This window comes from Lysobacter sp. ISL-50, assembly GCF_018612875.1.
Taxonomy (GTDB): domain Bacteria; phylum Pseudomonadota; class Gammaproteobacteria; order Xanthomonadales; family Xanthomonadaceae; genus Lysobacter.
Genome location: NZ_JAGGRI010000017.1, coordinates 254505 through 270845 on the forward strand (window position 1 = coordinate 254505; position 16341 = coordinate 270845).

At 62.5% G+C, this 16341-nt stretch carries 16 protein-coding genes and 1 pseudogene; 7 read left to right on the forward strand and 10 right to left on the reverse strand.

Going from position 1 to position 16341, the window contains the following annotated elements:
- Positions 1-369 precede the first annotated feature (369 nt).
- Entirely contained in the window at positions 370-2283 is a 1914-nt protein-coding gene (locus J7J50_RS11065) for a Calx-beta domain-containing protein (RefSeq protein ID WP_215055935.1), read from the forward strand.
- A gap of 168 nt (positions 2284-2451) precedes the next feature.
- Here the strand turns inward: J7J50_RS11065 and J7J50_RS11070 are convergent, their stop codons facing one another.
- From J7J50_RS11070 to J7J50_RS11100, 7 genes are all read right to left on the reverse strand, one after another.
- Positions 2452-2865 carry a GFA family protein gene (locus J7J50_RS11070; RefSeq protein WP_215055936.1) on the reverse strand — a complete coding sequence of 138 codons (414 nt, stop codon included), beginning with the start codon at positions 2863-2865 and terminating at the stop codon, positions 2452-2454.
- 163 nt (positions 2866-3028) lie between these two features.
- Positions 3029-3988, reverse strand: a complete 960-nt coding sequence (locus tag J7J50_RS11075; protein WP_215055937.1) for an alpha/beta hydrolase — start codon at positions 3986-3988, stop codon at positions 3029-3031.
- A 219-nt stretch (positions 3989-4207) separates the two neighbouring features.
- Positions 4208-4927: a LytTR family DNA-binding domain-containing protein gene (locus tag J7J50_RS11080; protein ID WP_215055938.1), complete on the reverse strand. Its 720-nt coding sequence runs from the start codon at positions 4925-4927 to the stop codon at positions 4208-4210.
- Positions 4924-5985, reverse strand: coding sequence for a histidine kinase (locus J7J50_RS11085; RefSeq protein ID WP_215055939.1), 1062 nt, complete (start codon positions 5983-5985; stop codon positions 4924-4926). The genes J7J50_RS11080 and J7J50_RS11085 overlap by 4 nt, the downstream gene beginning before the upstream one ends.
- Before the next feature lie 302 nt (positions 5986-6287).
- On the reverse strand, positions 6288-7703 hold the full coding sequence (locus J7J50_RS11090; protein ID WP_215055940.1) for a hypothetical protein: 1416 nt from the start codon (positions 7701-7703) through the stop codon (positions 6288-6290).
- 304 nt (positions 7704-8007) lie between these two features.
- Positions 8008-8580 carry a hypothetical protein gene (locus J7J50_RS11095; RefSeq protein ID WP_215055941.1) on the reverse strand — a complete coding sequence of 191 codons (573 nt, stop codon included), beginning with the start codon at positions 8578-8580 and terminating at the stop codon, positions 8008-8010.
- 87 nt (positions 8581-8667) lie between these two features.
- Positions 8668-9603 carry an oxidoreductase gene (locus J7J50_RS11100; RefSeq protein ID WP_251047351.1) on the reverse strand — a complete coding sequence of 312 codons (936 nt, stop codon included), beginning with the start codon at positions 9601-9603 and terminating at the stop codon, positions 8668-8670.
- A 76-nt stretch (positions 9604-9679) separates the two neighbouring features.
- Between J7J50_RS11100 and J7J50_RS11105 the strand changes: the two genes are divergently transcribed.
- The 3 genes from J7J50_RS11105 to J7J50_RS11115 all read left to right on the forward strand — a co-directional run bounded on the left by J7J50_RS11105 (position 9680) and on the right by J7J50_RS11115 (position 11296).
- Positions 9680-10258, forward strand: a complete 579-nt coding sequence (locus tag J7J50_RS11105; RefSeq protein WP_215055961.1) for a TetR family transcriptional regulator — start codon at positions 9680-9682, stop codon at positions 10256-10258.
- Positions 10259-10438: 180 nt separating this feature from the next.
- Complete coding sequence (locus J7J50_RS11110) at positions 10439-10873, forward strand: DUF4304 domain-containing protein (RefSeq protein WP_215055942.1); 435 nt, start codon at positions 10439-10441, stop codon at positions 10871-10873.
- A gap of 99 nt (positions 10874-10972) precedes the next feature.
- Positions 10973-11296 (forward strand): OmpA family protein, encoded by a 324-nt coding sequence (locus tag J7J50_RS11115; RefSeq protein WP_215055943.1) that lies wholly within the window; start codon positions 10973-10975, stop codon positions 11294-11296.
- Between the two features lie 262 nt (positions 11297-11558).
- Here the strand turns inward: J7J50_RS11115 and J7J50_RS11120 are convergent, their stop codons facing one another.
- The gene (locus tag J7J50_RS11120; protein ID WP_215055944.1) at positions 11559-12404 is read right to left on the reverse strand and encodes an alpha/beta fold hydrolase; all 846 of its coding nucleotides are present in this window, start codon (positions 12402-12404) and stop codon (positions 11559-11561) included.
- A gap of 95 nt (positions 12405-12499) precedes the next feature.
- Here J7J50_RS11120 and J7J50_RS11125 point away from each other — a divergent pair, with 95 nt between their 5' ends.
- Positions 12500-13240 (forward strand): TetR/AcrR family transcriptional regulator, encoded by a 741-nt coding sequence (locus J7J50_RS11125; protein ID WP_215055945.1) that lies wholly within the window; start codon positions 12500-12502, stop codon positions 13238-13240.
- 67 nt (positions 13241-13307) lie between these two features.
- Complete coding sequence (locus tag J7J50_RS11130) at positions 13308-13634, forward strand: NIPSNAP family protein (protein ID WP_215055946.1); 327 nt, start codon at positions 13308-13310, stop codon at positions 13632-13634.
- 55 nt (positions 13635-13689) lie between these two features.
- Here J7J50_RS11130 and J7J50_RS11135 read toward each other — a convergent pair whose 3' ends face one another.
- Together J7J50_RS11135 and J7J50_RS11140 are read right to left on the reverse strand one after the other, a co-directional pair.
- Entirely contained in the window at positions 13690-14109 is a 420-nt protein-coding gene (locus J7J50_RS11135; protein WP_215055947.1) for an H-NS histone family protein, read from the reverse strand.
- An 82-nt stretch (positions 14110-14191) separates the two neighbouring features.
- A complete protein-coding gene (locus tag J7J50_RS11140; protein WP_215055948.1) occupies positions 14192-15871 on the reverse strand; it encodes an AarF/UbiB family protein in 1680 nt (559 codons plus the stop codon).
- Positions 15872-16202: 331 nt separating this feature from the next.
- Between J7J50_RS11140 and J7J50_RS24790 the strand changes: the two are divergent.
- Positions 16203-16341, forward strand: a pseudogene (locus J7J50_RS24790) (IS1595 family transposase); the annotation flags it as partial.

A 16341-nucleotide genomic window follows, 5' to 3' on the forward strand; every position in this document is an offset into this window, starting at 1 on the left:
TGGGTAACGACGGATATTCGCATCTGGCCGCCAGCGGGCATCGACTGCTCCAGTCTGCCGCGAAACCAGCGTAAACTCACGGCAGCCCGCTAGGAGCCATGGCGGGATGCATCTGCGCTTTTCGGCCCGCGTAGAATCAAAGGGTCAGTGGACACGATGCTTAGCCTGAGCCTGAGCTTGTGGCCGGTTTCACTCGTCAGCGACGCGGGGCCGTCGTGGGGGCGCAATTTACCGCTGGCCGGCAATGTTGAGGGATGTCTGCCGCTTTGACTTGCAGTACATTTTTCTTGGCCAGGAAAGCGTAAAAACGCGCTTGGCGTGTCCGGCATCCGCGAATCGGGGCCAATGACTCCATCTTTGGGGATATCTATGCCGAGCAATTATGGTCCGACGGCAGCGCCGTCGCGGCGCTACCCGCGATTGCTGGGGGCCGCGGTGCTGGCCGCCGCCAGTTTTGCCGCCCCTGCGCAGGTGCAGCGCACCTTCGTCAATCTGGGGTTCGAGACCCCGAACATGGTCACCGCGGGCTGCGTCGGCTTCTATGTCGGCCCCGATCAGGTGACCGGTTGGAACACCACCGAAATCACCCAGACCGCCGGCGGCTGCGGCGTCACTCCGAATCCGGCCAGCGGACGGGTGCTGGAGTTATGGAACAACGGCGCGTTGGGCGTCACCGCGCGCACCGGCAAGCAGCACGCCGAACTCAATGCCTTCACCGCCTCGCGCGTGTTCCAGAACGTGTGCATGACCAACGGCGAGGTGATCAATTGGCGGCTGAGCCACCGCGGCCGCGATTCGGCCACGGTGCCGGACGTGATGGACTTCGGCATCAACGCCAGCGGCAGCACCAGTTCGGTCATCACCACCCAGGTCGCGCGCATCGGCACCACCAACAACGGCACCGACCGGATCAACGTCGGCGGCACGCCGTCGTTCGCCAGCGTGGGCACGTTGACCATCGGCGGCACCGTCAACGGCTGGCGCGATTACAGCGGCACCTTCACCTATTCGGGCACCAGCGGCGTACAACAGTTGGGATTCGCCGCAGTCAGCAGCGCGCTGGGCAACATCTCCTCGGGCAACTTCCTCGACGAGATCCAGGTCACCCTGACCCCTTACCTGGAATTCGACCCGACCACCTACACGGTGCGCGAAGGCACGCCCGGCAGCCTGCCGCAGTTGCGGGTGATCGGCACCGTGCCGGCCGGCGGCATCACCGTGCCGATCCAGATCACCGGCGGTACCGCTACGGTCGGCAGCGATTACACCGTCAACAACGGTACCGCGACCCAGGTCAACGTGGTCATCCCGGCCGGCACTTACGACAACCAGACCTTTCCGATTCCGATCACGGTCGTCGACGACAACGTCATCGAGGACAACGAGACGGTGACCTTCAGCGTGCAGCCGACCCCGGGTTCCTACACCCTGAGTTCGACCTCGACCTGCACCGCGGCGGCGCAGGTCGGCGCGACGATGACCATCGCAGACAACGATGTCGATCTGGCCACGACCAAGACCGTCAGCAACGCGACCCCGACCCCGGGCGGCACCACCCAGTTCACCGTCGATTTCTTCAACAACACCTCGCGCCCGGTCGTCGGCGACGCCACCGCTCACGACGCGCCAGTGAATCTCGCCGACGCAGTGCCGGCCGGGCTGACCTTTACCTCCTGGACCTGCGCGGCCAGCGGCGGGGCGACCTGTCCCGCCGCCAGCGGCACCGGCGCCATCGTCGGCACGCCGACCCTGCCGGCCGGCACCGCCGGCAACGCGGGCGGACGGCTGACCTACGCCATCACCGCGACCTTGGGCGCCGGGCAATGCGCGGCGATCGCCAACACCGCGACGATTTCGGCGCGCGCGCCGGTGGCCGAGGGCGCGTCGGCGCAGAGCGGCTTCAACACGCCCGCGCCGGGCGGCAACGCCAACAACAGCGCCAGCGCGTCGGTGGACGCGGTATGCACCGCCTTGTCGCTGCGCAAAACCGACAACGCCGCCAGTTACACGCCCGGCGCCTCGGGCACCTATGTGCTGACCGCGTGCAACGCCGGGCCCGACGCCGCCAACGGCGCGACCATCGCCGACACCTTGCCCAACGGCGTGCGCCTGTCCGGGCCGTGGTCGTGCGCCGGCAGCGGCGCGGTGGCGGGCACCTGTCCCGCCAGCGGCGGTGCGGTCGGCGACAACAGTGTCAGCATGGGCAGCGTGGTGTTGCCGCCGAACGGCTGCGTGGAGGTGAGCGTGCCGGTGACCTTCAGCGCGAATCCGGCGGATTACTAGACCAAGCGGCGGCGACGAGCACGCAATCGGCAGGCCGGCTGAGTTACAGGCAGCGACTTGAAAAAGCCCGCCAAACTCGGCCGGCCTTCCTGAAATGCAATTCACGCGCAGGATTCCCGCTGCCCTCCAGGCGAGGCCAAGGGTTCAACGCGTTCGGCGCGACATCGCTCACCAGGCCACGCGTTCATCGTTGCCGCCGAACAGTGGCGGCAGTCCCGCGTAGTGCGGCAGCGCGTCCTGGACAGGCAACCGCGCGTAGCGGCAATGGATGTGGAACGCCGGCTGGAACAGGTCGGGTGGCAACCGCTCGGCGCGGATTCCGATGATTTCTCCGCCGGGAACCTCGCCGAATATCTGGATGCCGCAAACAGGACAGCGATGGCGCGGTAGCGTTCTCAATGTCCACGCAACCGTTTCTCCATGCACGCGTACTGACGCTGCCGGGAAAAGCGCGATCGCCACGTAGGGACTGCCCGATGCTCGCTGGCAGTCGTCGCAATGGCAATAGAACTGCTGCAGGGGCTGTGCGTCCAGGCGCGCGGTGACCGCACCGCAGTTGCAGGCGACCTCGATCGGGTCCATCGATTACCTCCTACGTTCGCGCATGGATATGCGGGATTGAGCATCGACTGGCAACGGGCCGTCGGGAACTGTCGCGAAAATCTGCGCATCACTAACGCTTTCAAAATCCTATAAACCTATTTTCAGCGAAGGCGGGTTCCTTTTTTCGTCCAACGCTGCGGCGTCAGACGCCCCAAAGCGCACGCGCCTCTTCGGCGACCACCTCCGGCATCTCCTCTGGCCAGAACAGCTTTCCTCCTTCCACCAGCCGAATGCCACGAGATCCAGGCAGGGTCTTGTCGAGCCATATCGCCCACGAGGCGGGGAAGAGCGGGTCAGCCGTGCCCCATAGCATTCGTGTTGGCGTGCTCAGCCGACGCAGAGCCGCCTCGACCGCGAGCAAGGGATTGGGGTCGAGCGCCACCAGATATCGATTCAGTTGCGACTTGCGTAGCGGGGATGCTACGAGCGGAGAGAAATAGTACTCAAGCGTTTCATCCGTGACCTTCATCGGATCCATGTAGGTAGAGCCGACGATGCCCTTATCCGACCGCGCGTATGCGCGATCATCTAAATGTCGCTGCATCTTCTGGTCATACGTGCCGGCCTTGGCGGCGTTTATGGAGTTGCGCATCTGCGCGGGTGGACAATTCTCGTGTACATCGCAATTTGTCAAAAGCATCGTGCGAACCCGCTCCGGGTGCTGAGTCGCGAGAAGCTGCGCGATCGTCCCGCCGCTGTCGTTGGCAACCAGATCGACACAGGAGATCGCGAGAGCGTCGAGAAACGCCACCAGCATGTCCGCCTGCGCCTGGGGAGACAGGTCCTGTTTCTCGGGGGCTTGCGTATAACCCAGCCCCATGAAGTCCGGTGCGATGCATCGCCGATGGAGCCGGAGCAGCTCAAGCGAGCCGCGCCAATGGAACCCGTTCAACGGTAGGCCATGGAGGAACAACGCTGTCGCGCCTCTCCCCTTCTCGACATACGCAATGCGTCCATAAGGAGTCTCGGCAAAGCGGCGAAGTGCGGCGAATCTCGCCGCATCCGGCGCCGACACGCTCTTGCTCAGCGCCATGCCGCAAGCAGACAGGGTGACTGCGCTTGCAATCGATGCGCACGTTCCCAGGAAGATCCGTCGATTCATCTCAGTTCCCGTGCGGCAGCGTTATGGGTTCAATAATCCATATCGAATCGCGCTTCTCAGGCCCGGGCAAGCCATTTGGGACGAACGACCTGAATTCGAAGGTGAGCGTCAGGCGCTCGGTTGACTTGGCCGAATCCCTAGGTCACCTCCAGCGGTAAATCGGTAGATCGGCGAGCCCGATTGATTCCGACTGAGCTCAAGCCATGAAACGTCGGATGCTTAAAGACCCGAAATTCCAAGTGCCTTTCGCAACCGGTCGCGATAGCTGCGGCCACCGGATAGCTTCTGTCCGTTGTGCAGACGCAGGAGGTACTGCCCTGATGGCAAAACTTCCATATCTCGCACGGCACCGATGCGGATCACGCGTGAGCGATGTATGCGCACGAACTGCGTGGGATCCAGTCTGGTCTCGATCGCGGAAAGTGTTTCGCGAGTCAGGAATCGCTCATTTCCACTATGCACCTCGACGTAATTCGCGCTTGCTATCAGCGAATCTATGGTCTGTACCGATATCGAGCGCAAACGCGCGCCCGCCTGCAACGAAAGGCGCTCAGGAAAGGCGGGTCTGCGTGCGGTCAAGCGCGCCCGTAAACGCGCCAGCGCGGCTTGCAGGCGCCGAGTCGTGAATGGTTTGAGCAAATAATCGACAGCGTCGGCCTCAAACGCGTGGACGGCGTGTTCGGAGTGAGCGGTCACGAAAACGACGCATGCGCCATTCGCGACGACGCTAGCTGAAACAGATAGCCCATCCATTCCGGGCATGTGGATATCGAGAAAGGCGACATCCGGGCAGTGCGCGCTAAGTGCCGCCAAGGCCGAAGTGCCGTCCCCGCATTCCGCGACGACCTCGATGCCATCCTCCTCGCGCAGCAGGCGCGAAAGCCGCATAAGGGCCATTGGCTCGTCATCCGCCAAGATCGCTCGAATACGCCCGTTCATTCCGTCTCCGAGAGCTGTTGCATGGGGATGTCTATGTGCACACAGGTTCCGCTGCGAAGCGAAGTCTCCACCTCGAAGCGGAAGTCGTCGCCGTAGAGGCATTGCAAGCGCGCGCGCGTGCTCGCCAGTCCCACGCCATGCCCCGGCGTCGCCGCCGCTTCGCCGCTTCCGTCATCGCAAACTTCGAGAATTAAGCGGTTCTCATGACGCTGCGCGGTTACCCGGATGCTGCCAGGCTTCAGCCGCGGAACAACAGCATAACGGATCGCATTCTCCACGAGGGGTTGCAGCAACAGTCGCGGCACCACAACCGAAGATAGTGATTCGTCCACGTCCAGATGGAAACACAGCCGCGGCCCCAGGCGCACCTGTTCGATCGCCACATAATCTTCGACCAATTCGATCTGCTCGCCCAGGGTGGTCTGTTGCGTCGCTCCGCCGTCGATGCTTTGGCGCAGCAGGCCGCCCAGCCCCACCACCATTCGGTCGGCCGCCGCCACGTCGCGATGCATGACTTCGCTGATGGAGTGGAGCGCATTGAACAGGAAGTGCGGATCGAGCCGTGCCGCCAGCGCTTCGAAGCGCGCCTGGGACAGCTGTGAGTGCAGCTCGGCGTGCTGCTGTTGGCGCAGCCGTTCACGCCGCGCGAACAGGAGCGCATGCGCTACGCCGATGATCATCCAGGCAGTGAGCACGTTGCTGAGAAAGCTCGTGCGCAACAGCGCGGACCAGCTTGGAAGTTGCGTATGCCAGCCTATCCACGGATTGAACGCCGCCACGCATAACGCGCGCATCACTACGATTCCAGCTACAGCGACGGTCAGCCACCCGATGGATCGAAGCATGCTGCCGCGCTCCATGGGATGGCGGCCCACCCACCAGAAGAGAAACATGGTGAATGGAATCCACAGCGTGGCTTTGGCCATTTCGGTGCGTAACAGGTAGGACGAGGCAACCTGACCTGAGAAAGCTTCATGCATCTGCCCTGTCCATACGAGTCCGGTGAGCAGCCACCATGCACTGGCCCCAGTCCACATGAAAATCGTTTGTCGTTGCATGGCGGATGATCTTCGAGTCTGCCGGCGGCGTACATGCGAGCGAAGTGCAGCCAGTCTGCACGGCTATGGCGGGCTGCGTTGTGCCGATCCTATATGATTGGCGCAACGTCGTCGTCGCAATAACCTGCATGCGGCGCGCCAAGTGGCCGCCGCGGCCATCGCCTTGCCTCCAAGGCCGCCGGCGCGCACGTGCCGAGGCATCGCGCCGTTTGGCCGGAGATCGCGGGCCGTTCCTTGGCGACTTCCGAAGCGGACGGCAAGCCGCAAAGCCCCGCTGGGATCAACCGAAAAACAGGTTCGCGCTAGAACATCGCATGAACCTTCGGGAAGTTGGATTTGAGGCTTTCCTTGGCATCTTCGGAAAGTGCTCTGTGCTTCTGCGCGACTTCGTCGCCGCTCCGGCTAAGCTCTTGCAAATTCGGTCTTTCACCGGTCTTTGGTCGAAGTGCTTTGGCTTTCTCGATGACGCCAGTGACGAATTCCTTTGCGTCCGGATTGAGCGCGTCGATCTTGTCCTTGACAAGGTTGCGAAGCTCCGTCGCCTTGACCACTACGTTGGCTGCGGCCAAGGCCGTGTTGCTTTTCGGATGCAGAATGTTTCGATTGGGTCCTCCCACCATGAATGCATGGACATGCCCGGAAGCGATCTGGCTATTGCCTATCAGCTTGGACCCATCGTCGCTAAGCGCGATGCTCTGACTGGCGAAACCGCCCAGGGTGCCGAGTCCCTGCAGTCCGGTGGTGGGTGTCCATACGAATGCCCGGCTTAAGCCGCTGGATGATTGAGCAGTTCCCACGACGCTTCCGTTGTCGGCGATATCGACGGCCTTGATCCACGGACCGCCCAGGGTGCCGATGTCCAGGGCCTCCTCCTGATCGGGAATCCCCGAGGGCACCCAGACGAAGGACCGGGCCAGTCCATCGTCCGTCAAGTAGTTCCCAAGGACGATGCCCGCTTCGTTCATGTCTACGGCAACGAGTTGCTGCCGTGATACGCCGGCGGCCTGGAGGTAATCGAGATAAGTAACCGACGTTCCGTCCGATTCCCAGCGAACGGCCACCACATCGCCATCGTCGGTTTCGCATGTACCTGCAACACGATGGCTGGAATTGATCGCCGCGACCACGCAGTTGGAACCGCCGGGAACTCTCGGCAATACCGTGGCTGCGTATCCGAACAAGCCAGGGCTCCAGCGAACCGCGACGGTTCCGCCGTCGCGTAGCCCGCATATACCTGCGACCACGGGTTGATCGGTGTTATCCATGTCCGAGATAACGCATTCGGTGGTGCTGGGGATCAGAGGGGGAAGCAAACCCAGCTCAGGCAAACGGGTGGGAGTGCGCGAGCCCGCCATCCAGATCACCGCGGTGGCGGAACCATCGGCAGCGACGCTCGATCCTGCGACGACACCGGCCTGATTGATCTGCCAGGCGATGGCCTTGGCATGATTGGCTATCGCCTTGAGTTGTGTCGGTGCGCCACCTGGAATGGATGCTGTCCATACGACAGGGAACCATTCGCCTGCGGCTCCCAGTTCGCAATTGCCGACAATGACGCTGGCGTTATTGATATCGGCCGCATCGCAAGGGTCATCGGCGGCCAGCGCCGCTAACGGCACAGGCCCCGTTGTCGGAGCCCAGTAGGCCGTCACCAAATCCCCCTCCGGGTTTCGGCAGGTACCGATCGCGGCGCCCGCGTCGTTGGTGCTGCTTGCCAAGCATACGTTTCCACCCAGCGTGCCCATGTCGATCGGTTGCGCTGAAGTCAGTGCGGGGCTTGCCAGGACAAACACAGCGAGGGACGTAGACACGATACGCGGTAGGCAACGGCTGCGGCTCATAGCCAGCTCCAGTAGCAACGGTAGTGAACCAGTCGGCTCACCTGACGATGTACGCCTGATCGCCTGATTGAGTCCGCGATCTGGGTCGCCGAACGCTGCATGGGGTGCGCTGCTCACTGAAACTCACCGTCGGGCGAGTGGCTTTGCGTCGACAGCTTTATCCGATCGATCACGCAGTGATTCAGCCTGCGTACTTCAACGAGATTGATCCGTACCCATGCCAGCGGATTCGAAACCTGATCGCCGCCGGCTTGATTCCTGCGGGCGAGGTTGACGACTGCGACATCCGAGGTGTTTCCGCGGACGATCCGCGCGGACGGCCAATGCCGTTTCCGCCCAGCCGCAAAGCCGCTTCGATGGTGGCGCGGCTCCAGTACGTCGCTTCGACGCTCGCGCCGTACCGCTGCTGATAGAACAGGTCGAGCTTGATCCGCTCACCATCGTGATGGGCGAGGTCCGCGCGCATGGGCGTCATGCGAAAGCCGTAGCGCTCGTAGCATGCGGGCGTCGGTTCCTGGTCGGGGTGGATCGGCCAGCGCTTCGAACTCGAGAATGGCTTGGTCGGCCATGATGATTGCGTCCCGACAGCTCGCTTGCCGTTGCGGTTTGCGATGGCGAAGAGCGCGCAGGGTGGATTGACGGCATCCAACCATCGAGTCTTGGCGCGCTTGCGCGATGGCAATTTCTTCGTCCGCGTTCGAGGCGCTACAAATACTTTGATTGTTCGGCGCGATTCGTGATTCGACACGCGCATATGTGGTTGCTCACGCGTGTTCGCCGTGATCGTGCGGCGAACCGCTGATATGGTGATGTCTTGTTGTTTTTAACGAGCTGTCGTCGATCAGCGGAACTCGTTGACCTTGCGCAGCATGCTGTCGACCAGGCGCTCCGGCATGAAGCGGCGCAGGGCTCGGACTTGATGCGATTGCTTGCCGGCGGAGTAGCGCAGCTTCGGTTTCGCGGCCGTCGCCGCCTTGACCACGGTATCGGCGACGATCTCGACCGGATCGCCCGACTCCATCCACTTGCGCATCAGATTTTCGGTGCGCAGGCGTTCGTCGGCGTATTCCGGCAAAGGGCGGTCCACGCGCGTGAGGTTTTCCTCGAAGGAGGTGCGCGTGACGCCGGGCTCGACGAGCACGGCGCGGACCCCGAAGGCGCGCAGCTCGTGATCCAGCGATTCCGTATAGCCTTCGATGGCGTGCTTGGTGGACGCGTAGTAGGCGTTGAACGGGGCGGGGATCAGGCCGAGGATGGAGCTCATGTTGATGATCCGGCCGCTGCGTTGTTTGCGCATCACCGGCAACACGGCATTGACGACGCGCGCCACGCCGTAGACGTTGACGTCGAACAGGCGCTGGACCTGCGCGATCGAGGATTCCTCCGCGCCGCCCAGCAGGCCGATGCCGGCATTGTTGACCACCAGCTCGATCCGGCCCGTTTGCCGCATTACCTCCGCGATCAGCGCCTGCACCGAAGTCTCGTCGGTGACGTCGCACACCAGCATGCTCACCCCCGGCGAGCCGGTTGCCGGCTTGCGGCTGGTTCCGAACACGCGGTAGCCGGCCCGGGCCAGCGCCCGGGCGGTCGCGAGGCCGATGCCGGAAGAGGCGCCAGTCACCACGGCGACGCCGGTATTTTGTTGAGTCATATCTCTAGCCTCAGTGGGCGGGTCGTGGGCAGCGGTGCCGCCCTGGTTTGGGAGGGCGGGCGCTGCATCGTTCGGGAGAGGGGCGGTCGCAACCGAGCTACCCCGGCAATCAATGATGATGATCATAATCTAAAATGTCAACACTTTGATTATGATCGTCATCAATGAGACACTGGAGCCCGTTTCCAGCCGAGGTTCGGCAGTGAAGGTCACCAAGGCACAGGCTCAAGAGAACCGGGCGCGCATCGTCGCGACCGCCGCAGTCCTATTCAGGGAGCGCGGCTACGACGGTGTGGGCGTGGCCGAGTTGATGGCGGCCGCGGGTTTCACCCATGGGGGCTTTTACAAGCACTTCCGCTCCAAGGCCGACCTGATGGCCGAAGCGGCCGCCAGCGGCATTTCGCAACGCGTGGCCGACAGCGGCGGCCTGGAACTGCAGGAGTTCGTCGCGCAATACCTCTCGCGCGAGCACCGCGATGCCCGCGGCGCAGGCTGCACGATGGCCGCGCTCGGCGGCGACGCCGCGCGCCAATCCCGGGACATCAAGGCGACGTTTTCGGAAGGCATCGAAAGCAGCCTGGCGGCGTTCCGGCGCGACGAGGCCGCGGAACCAGACGATCGCAAGGCCGAGCGGCACGCGATGATCGATACCTTCGCCCACGCGGTCGGCGCCCTGATCCTGTCGCGCGTCTGCCCGGACGACTCGCCCTTGGCGGACGAGATCCTGGAGGTCTGCCGCGCACGCATCCTTGCGTCGTTGGCGGCGAAAGAGGGAGCATGACGGCGGGCCCTCCTTCGACGCCGCTTCGACGCCAGACTCAGGTCTGATCTCCGTCGCACGAAGATTCTCAGCGCGGCCCTGTTCCCAGGCCGCTCGTGATGGCAGATGAAGTATTCATGCCGATGAAGTATTCATGCCGAAGCCGCTCCGCGGCCCGGCTTAACTCAGGTGTCAGCTCTAATGAACTCTGACCGCCAATCGATGGAATCGGCCCTCAAGACGATCTGCCTTCCATTCCTGAGGAAGATCGGCTTCAAGGGGAGCTTTCCGAACCTGTACAGGGACACAGACGGCTTTGTAAGCCTCATCAACTTCCAGTTTTTCTCCTCGGGCGGAAGTTTTTGCGTAAACATTTCCTTCGCCGACAAGCTGCGAACGAACGTTTACTTCAATAAAGAGGCCGCGCCGAAAGATTTACGCGTCTCCTCCACCAGGGAGCAGGCGCGTCTTGGCGCAAAGGATCTCTTCGGAGATCATTGGTTCTCATTCGGGCCGACAAGTGGCGGGGAGTTTCGTGGACATCCAGACAGTCCAGCCACCATCGCGGCGCAGATCAACCAACTCGCAATAGACGTAGCGGAGCCGTGGTGGCTGAAGCATGCCGGTGAGAGCTGACAATACGAGCGCCACGGTGGCGATCGCCGGTCGGTTGCCCACGGATCGCCTCCCAAGGCGCCGTCGCTGGCGGAACTGATCGGAAAGACCCGCGGCACGGTGCTCCTCAAGGGCTGTACGAACGAGAAGGGCGACGACGCCTGCAACCTCGCTCTGTCCAGACGTCGTGCCGAAGCGGTGAAGAATTGGATGGCGGCAAACGGCGTGCCGGTCGAACGCCTCGACGCCAGGGGTTACGGCGAAGCCGATCCCGTCGCGCCCAACCAGCACCCAACGGCAACGACGATCCTGATGCCCGCGCTGGAAATCGGCGCGTGGAAGTTATCCTGCCGCGATCGTAGCGCCTCTGATCGCCCAGTAGTCACCCTGCTGTCTGGCCTGAACAACGCATGGCAAAACCGACGAAACGTGGAAGTCGGATGAGGCTGCCAGTGGATGGTTGGGATAGTTGCCTATCGTCGGCGGCATCCATTCGTGTTTCTGCGCCGCGCGGATTGCGACCCGACAGTTCATTGAAGCCGAGCCGCTTTGCGGCTCGGCTCAATTCAAGCGTCAGCGCATCCACATGACGTCATGATCGTGGTGCCGGCGCAGCATCTTCTTCAACGTGCTTGCTCCGGCGTACTGCAAATATCGGCTGCCGGGACCGGTCCGGCCCCGGCTACCTCCAGCGGCGCTGCGCGTGTCAAAGGCCAAGCGGCCAATAGGGCACGCAAGTCTTGGGCACCTGGGGATCGAGCGCGTTCAACACCCGGTTAAGCACGTTGGGCGAGATCGCCATGCCGATGTGGCTGCTGAAGTCGGCTCCGCACTCGTCCTGCAGCACCACATCGCGTGCGTTCGCGACGCCCATGAAGCCGCTGGTGTAAGGGATCACGGTATGGTCGTAGCGCGTGGCGATATTGGTGTATTGCACGCCGGGCACCGCCGCGCTTCCGCCGAGGTTGAGTTCGTCGAGGAATGCGCTCGGCGGTAGATATTCGAGACACGCGGCGCAAACGCCGTCATAGAACGCCGTGCCCAGGTAAGGGGCGATGCTCGTCAGGCCGTGCACCAATTGGTTGAGGCCGTACAAGGTGGTGCCTTTGTAATTGGGCGCGAAGCCGATCATCTGCTTGACCTTCTGATCGCCACCGGCGTACTTGATGTAATAGGCCGGCACCGTCGTGCCTTCGGAGTGGCCGACGATGTTGACCTTCTGCGCACCAGTGGCCGCGAGTACGCGGTCGACAAAATCCGATAGCTGCACCGCGCTGTCGGCCATCGGCCGAATGCCCGGGATCCAGAATGCGCCCTCGCCGTAGGACACGGTGAACGCGCAGTGGCCCGCGGCGGCGATGTTCGGCCCCATATAGGCCCAGTTGACGTATTGGTTGGCGCCCAGGCCATGGACCAGCACGACAGGTTCGGGATGGGCGGCAGAAGGCTGGCAGTTCCAGTCGTTGAGGCCGCGATTCGCGGCGGCCGCTGGCTGGAGTGCGAGGACGGATGAAAACAGCACGACGATGGCTGCAACGAGACGGAACTTCATCGATGATTCCTCCCAAGGTGAGACTGCGGTTGACCTCGATCGACTCCGGGCTAAACTGGAAATCATCATTACCAGTTCAAGCGAGTGCATAGCCCATGCCGCATCGTTCTGGCAAGATCTCTGACCAGATTTCTCGCGCTGCGTCGGAAAAATCCGCCGAGGAGCCGTCAATGGACGGCCGCCGCTATCGCAACCGCACAAGCACCCAGCGTCGCAAGGAGCGCCGAGATCGGTTGCTGCTTGCGGCCCTGGAGGCCTTCGCCGACCGTGGCTACGTCAACACCTCGATCGAGCAGCTATGCGTTTCAGCGGCGATATCCACGCGCAATTTCTATGAGGAGTTCGCGCGCAAGGAAGAGTTGCTGTTCGTCCTGTACGACGAAGTGAACCAGCGCGCACTGGCCGCGGCCGAGGCCGCCACGAACGCGGCGCCGCTCGACTTGGCCGTGCGCGCGCAGGTCGGCGTGCGCGCTTACCTGCATACGATCACGGCAGACCCAAGGCTGGCACGCATCTCTTACGTGGAGTCGGTGGGGGTAAGCGTCGACATGGAACGGCATCGCCGCGCATCGCATCGGGCCTTCGCCGAGTTGATCGCGCGTCAGGCGCAGGACTTGATTGCGGCTGCGCGCGCTCCGGCGCGGGATTTCAGCCTGACCGCCATTGCGCTTGTCGGCGCGATCAAGGAATTGGGCGCGGCCACGGTGACGGCCGAGGATAGGGTCGACATCGATCAAGCCGCGGCCGAGGCGGCGCGACTGATCATCGCCGCGCTCGGTATTCCAGCCGCGGGCGAGTCGAGCGGCGATCTCGCGGACGAAGTGACGCCGGGCTGATGGCGATGACAGTGTTCGTGGACACGATGAACGCGCGAGTCAATTTTCGACTACGAGGAAGCCTCCGATGCTGATCGAAATCCGCACGTATCTGCTCAAGGAGGACGCCGCAGCCACCTTCGACAAAGTAATGGTGGAGGATGCGATCCCGATGATTCGCGCCTATGGAATGGACGTCGTCGCTTATGGGCAGTCTGACCATGAGCGGGAAACCCGATATCTCATCCGGGCTTATAAGGGCCGCGCTCATTTGGACGAGCAGCAAGCGGAATTCTATGCATCACAGGCTTGGCGAAATGGGCCCAGGCCAGCCCTGATCAGCTGTATCGACACCTATCTGAATACCTTGCTCCGGCTTTCGCCAGAGAGCGTAGAGCAACTCAGATCGAATTGATTCATGAATCAAGCCGAAGCCGCTTCGCGGCTCGGCCTGGATGAAGGACTCTGTGTCAGCCCTGCTTGACGAGCGTCCGTCGGCCTATTGTGCTGCTCTTGCGCGCGGTGGGTCTTCCGAGGCCGGGGATCAGGAAGTCAGTGACGCTCCGGCCATGCTTCGTCTTCTGGGCCAGCCACCGTGGCATCCGCCCGCGGCCCGACCAGGTATTGCGCTTGTTATCCGGGTCGCGATACTTGGCGGCTACCTTGCCCGGCTTTCGCCGCGCGCCCCGTTTCTTGGCGGCAATCTCGGTAACCGGCTGATCGCCATAAAGTTCCTCGATCGTATAGCCGGACTGAGCGGCGAGTGCGACCACTTTTCGACGCACCGTGGCGACGGAGTTGCGGCTGGATATCCACTGCCTCCGCTTCTCCGCGGCGACTAAAAGGGCGGTCAGTTCCCGCAGGCTGAGCTTCTCGACATCGATATTCATGCCGCCAAGGGTCCAGGCATGCCTATCGGCTGTCAAGCCGCCAGCGCGCGTCGAACCTCCACCTCGGTGCCATCCAAACCCGTCAGGACCGTGTCCCCCGCTCTTCGCGAGGCCCGGGTTTCTTGTCGTTACGCAGCGCGCTGACCACCATCGTCAGTCCCAACCCGGCCGCGATCAGGAACAATACCAATGCAAACGCGGGGTAGCCGAACAGAAACGGGCCGATGCCCGAACGCAGGAGCATCGTGCTGGAGATCAGGAGCGCCGCGATCACAATGCCTGCCGCGATGCGGTTGGCTATCTTCTGCAGATTCTCCATCAACGCCGAGTCCTGCCAGCCGGTGATGCGCACCTGCAGCCGGTTCTCAGCCAGCAGCGACAGCACGTTGCCGACCTTCCGCGGCGCTTCCTGCAACAGCGACTGCAGGTCGATCGCCTCGGTGGCCAGATTGGACGGCGACAGCGACTGCAACAGTCTGTCTCGCAGCAACTTCTGCAGGTGATCCTCGACCGCCGCCTTAACGCTCAGGTCCGGGTCCAATGCAACGCAAACGGTTTCCAGATTCAAGAGCGTCTTGGCCAGAAGATTGAACTCCGGTGGCGTACGCAAACCGCACAGCGCGCTCAGCCGGCTCAGGTGCAGCAACAGCCGGCCTTCCGACCACGCCTGGGCGTGACTGTGCGCCGCGTAGCGCGCGATATGCTGTCCCACTTCGCGGACGAAACGGCCTTCGTCGAAGTCCTCCAGGCGCACGCCCAGGGCGATCAGCTCATCGGCCACTGACTCGCCTCGTCCATCCACGGCCGCGAAAACCAGCTTCAATAGCCGGCCGCGCAGCTTCGGCGGAATATGCGCCACCATGCCCAGATCGAAGATGGCCAGACGGTGGTCGGGCGTGAGCAGCAGGTTGCCCGGATGCGGATCGGCGTGCAGTTCGCCATGGACGAACATCTGATCCAGGTAGCCGCGCAACAGGTCGATCACGATGGGCCGCAGGTTGTGCTCGGTTCGCCGCAATCCCAACGGCTCGGTTACTTTGCAGCCCTTCACCAACTGCATCGTCAACACCCGGGCGCCGCACAGATCCCGCAGGGGTTGCGGCACCATCAGCGTCGGGTACTTGGCCAGATGGTGGCCGAAGCGTTCAAGATGATCGGCCTCCAACCGGTAATCCAGTTCGTCCAGCAGCGCCTTGCGAAACTCTTGAACCCAATCCGAGAAGTGCAGCCGGCGACCCACCTGAGTGTTGTGGTCGGCTGTCGACGCCAGCATCTGCAATGTGTCCAGGTCGTTGCGGATCTCTTGCGCGACGTTGGGCCGCTGCACTTTGACGGCTACCTCGCGGCCGTCGCGCAAGACGGCCCGATGTACCTGGCCCAACGACGCACAGCCCAGCGGGTTGGGATCGAATTCGGGAAACACCGCATGCAAGCGCACGCCCAGCTCCGTTTCGATCACGGCTTCGATCGTGGCGGCATCCACCGCGGTCACCTCGTCCTGCATGCGCTCCAAGGCCGCCAGATAGGTGGGAGGGACCATATCCGGCCGGGTGGACAAGGCTTGACCGATCTTGATGAAGGTCGGTCCAAGCGCCTCCAGATCGCGAACGAAATCCGCGGGCTTTCCCTCTTCAGGTATAGGGATGTCTTCATCCGTCGCCTGATCCCAATCGAGCCCGGTAAACACTCCCGAGCTGCGATATTTCAGGAAGAATCCGACCACCTGGGCCGTGCGCGTCAAAGGGTGCGACGTAGCGCTCATGGCGGCTCCTGCGAGGACTTCGGCTGGTCGGCGTCTTAACCTGAAATTGACCGTTAGGACTATCCCGGACCTTTCGCAAAGAGGCCGTGAGGGTTGGCTCAAGGCAAGCATTGTTAAAAAGTTTTCGCGCCGTACTTACGCGGTTGATACGTACTCAGGCGAAGGCTGAGGCGCTGAAGCCGCGAAGGTTCGTCATGGCAGAAGAATCGCAGATCCGCGGGCATAGGTTCCCGTGGGGTCAATGCAGATGGGCGTCCATTGGGCCGGAAACCCAATACCCTCGCTTTCGCTTTGGGGCTGTCCTAGATAAGGATTCGATCTAGGATGAGAAATGGCGATAAGTCGTTGTCGGATAAGCAAAAAAGACCAGTTCAAGCTGGTCGAGCTGTTTGTCGCCCAAGTCACGGCTCGCACAGCCGCCGATCTGGTCGGAGTTCACCGCAACTCCGCAGCGCTGTACTTCCACAAGC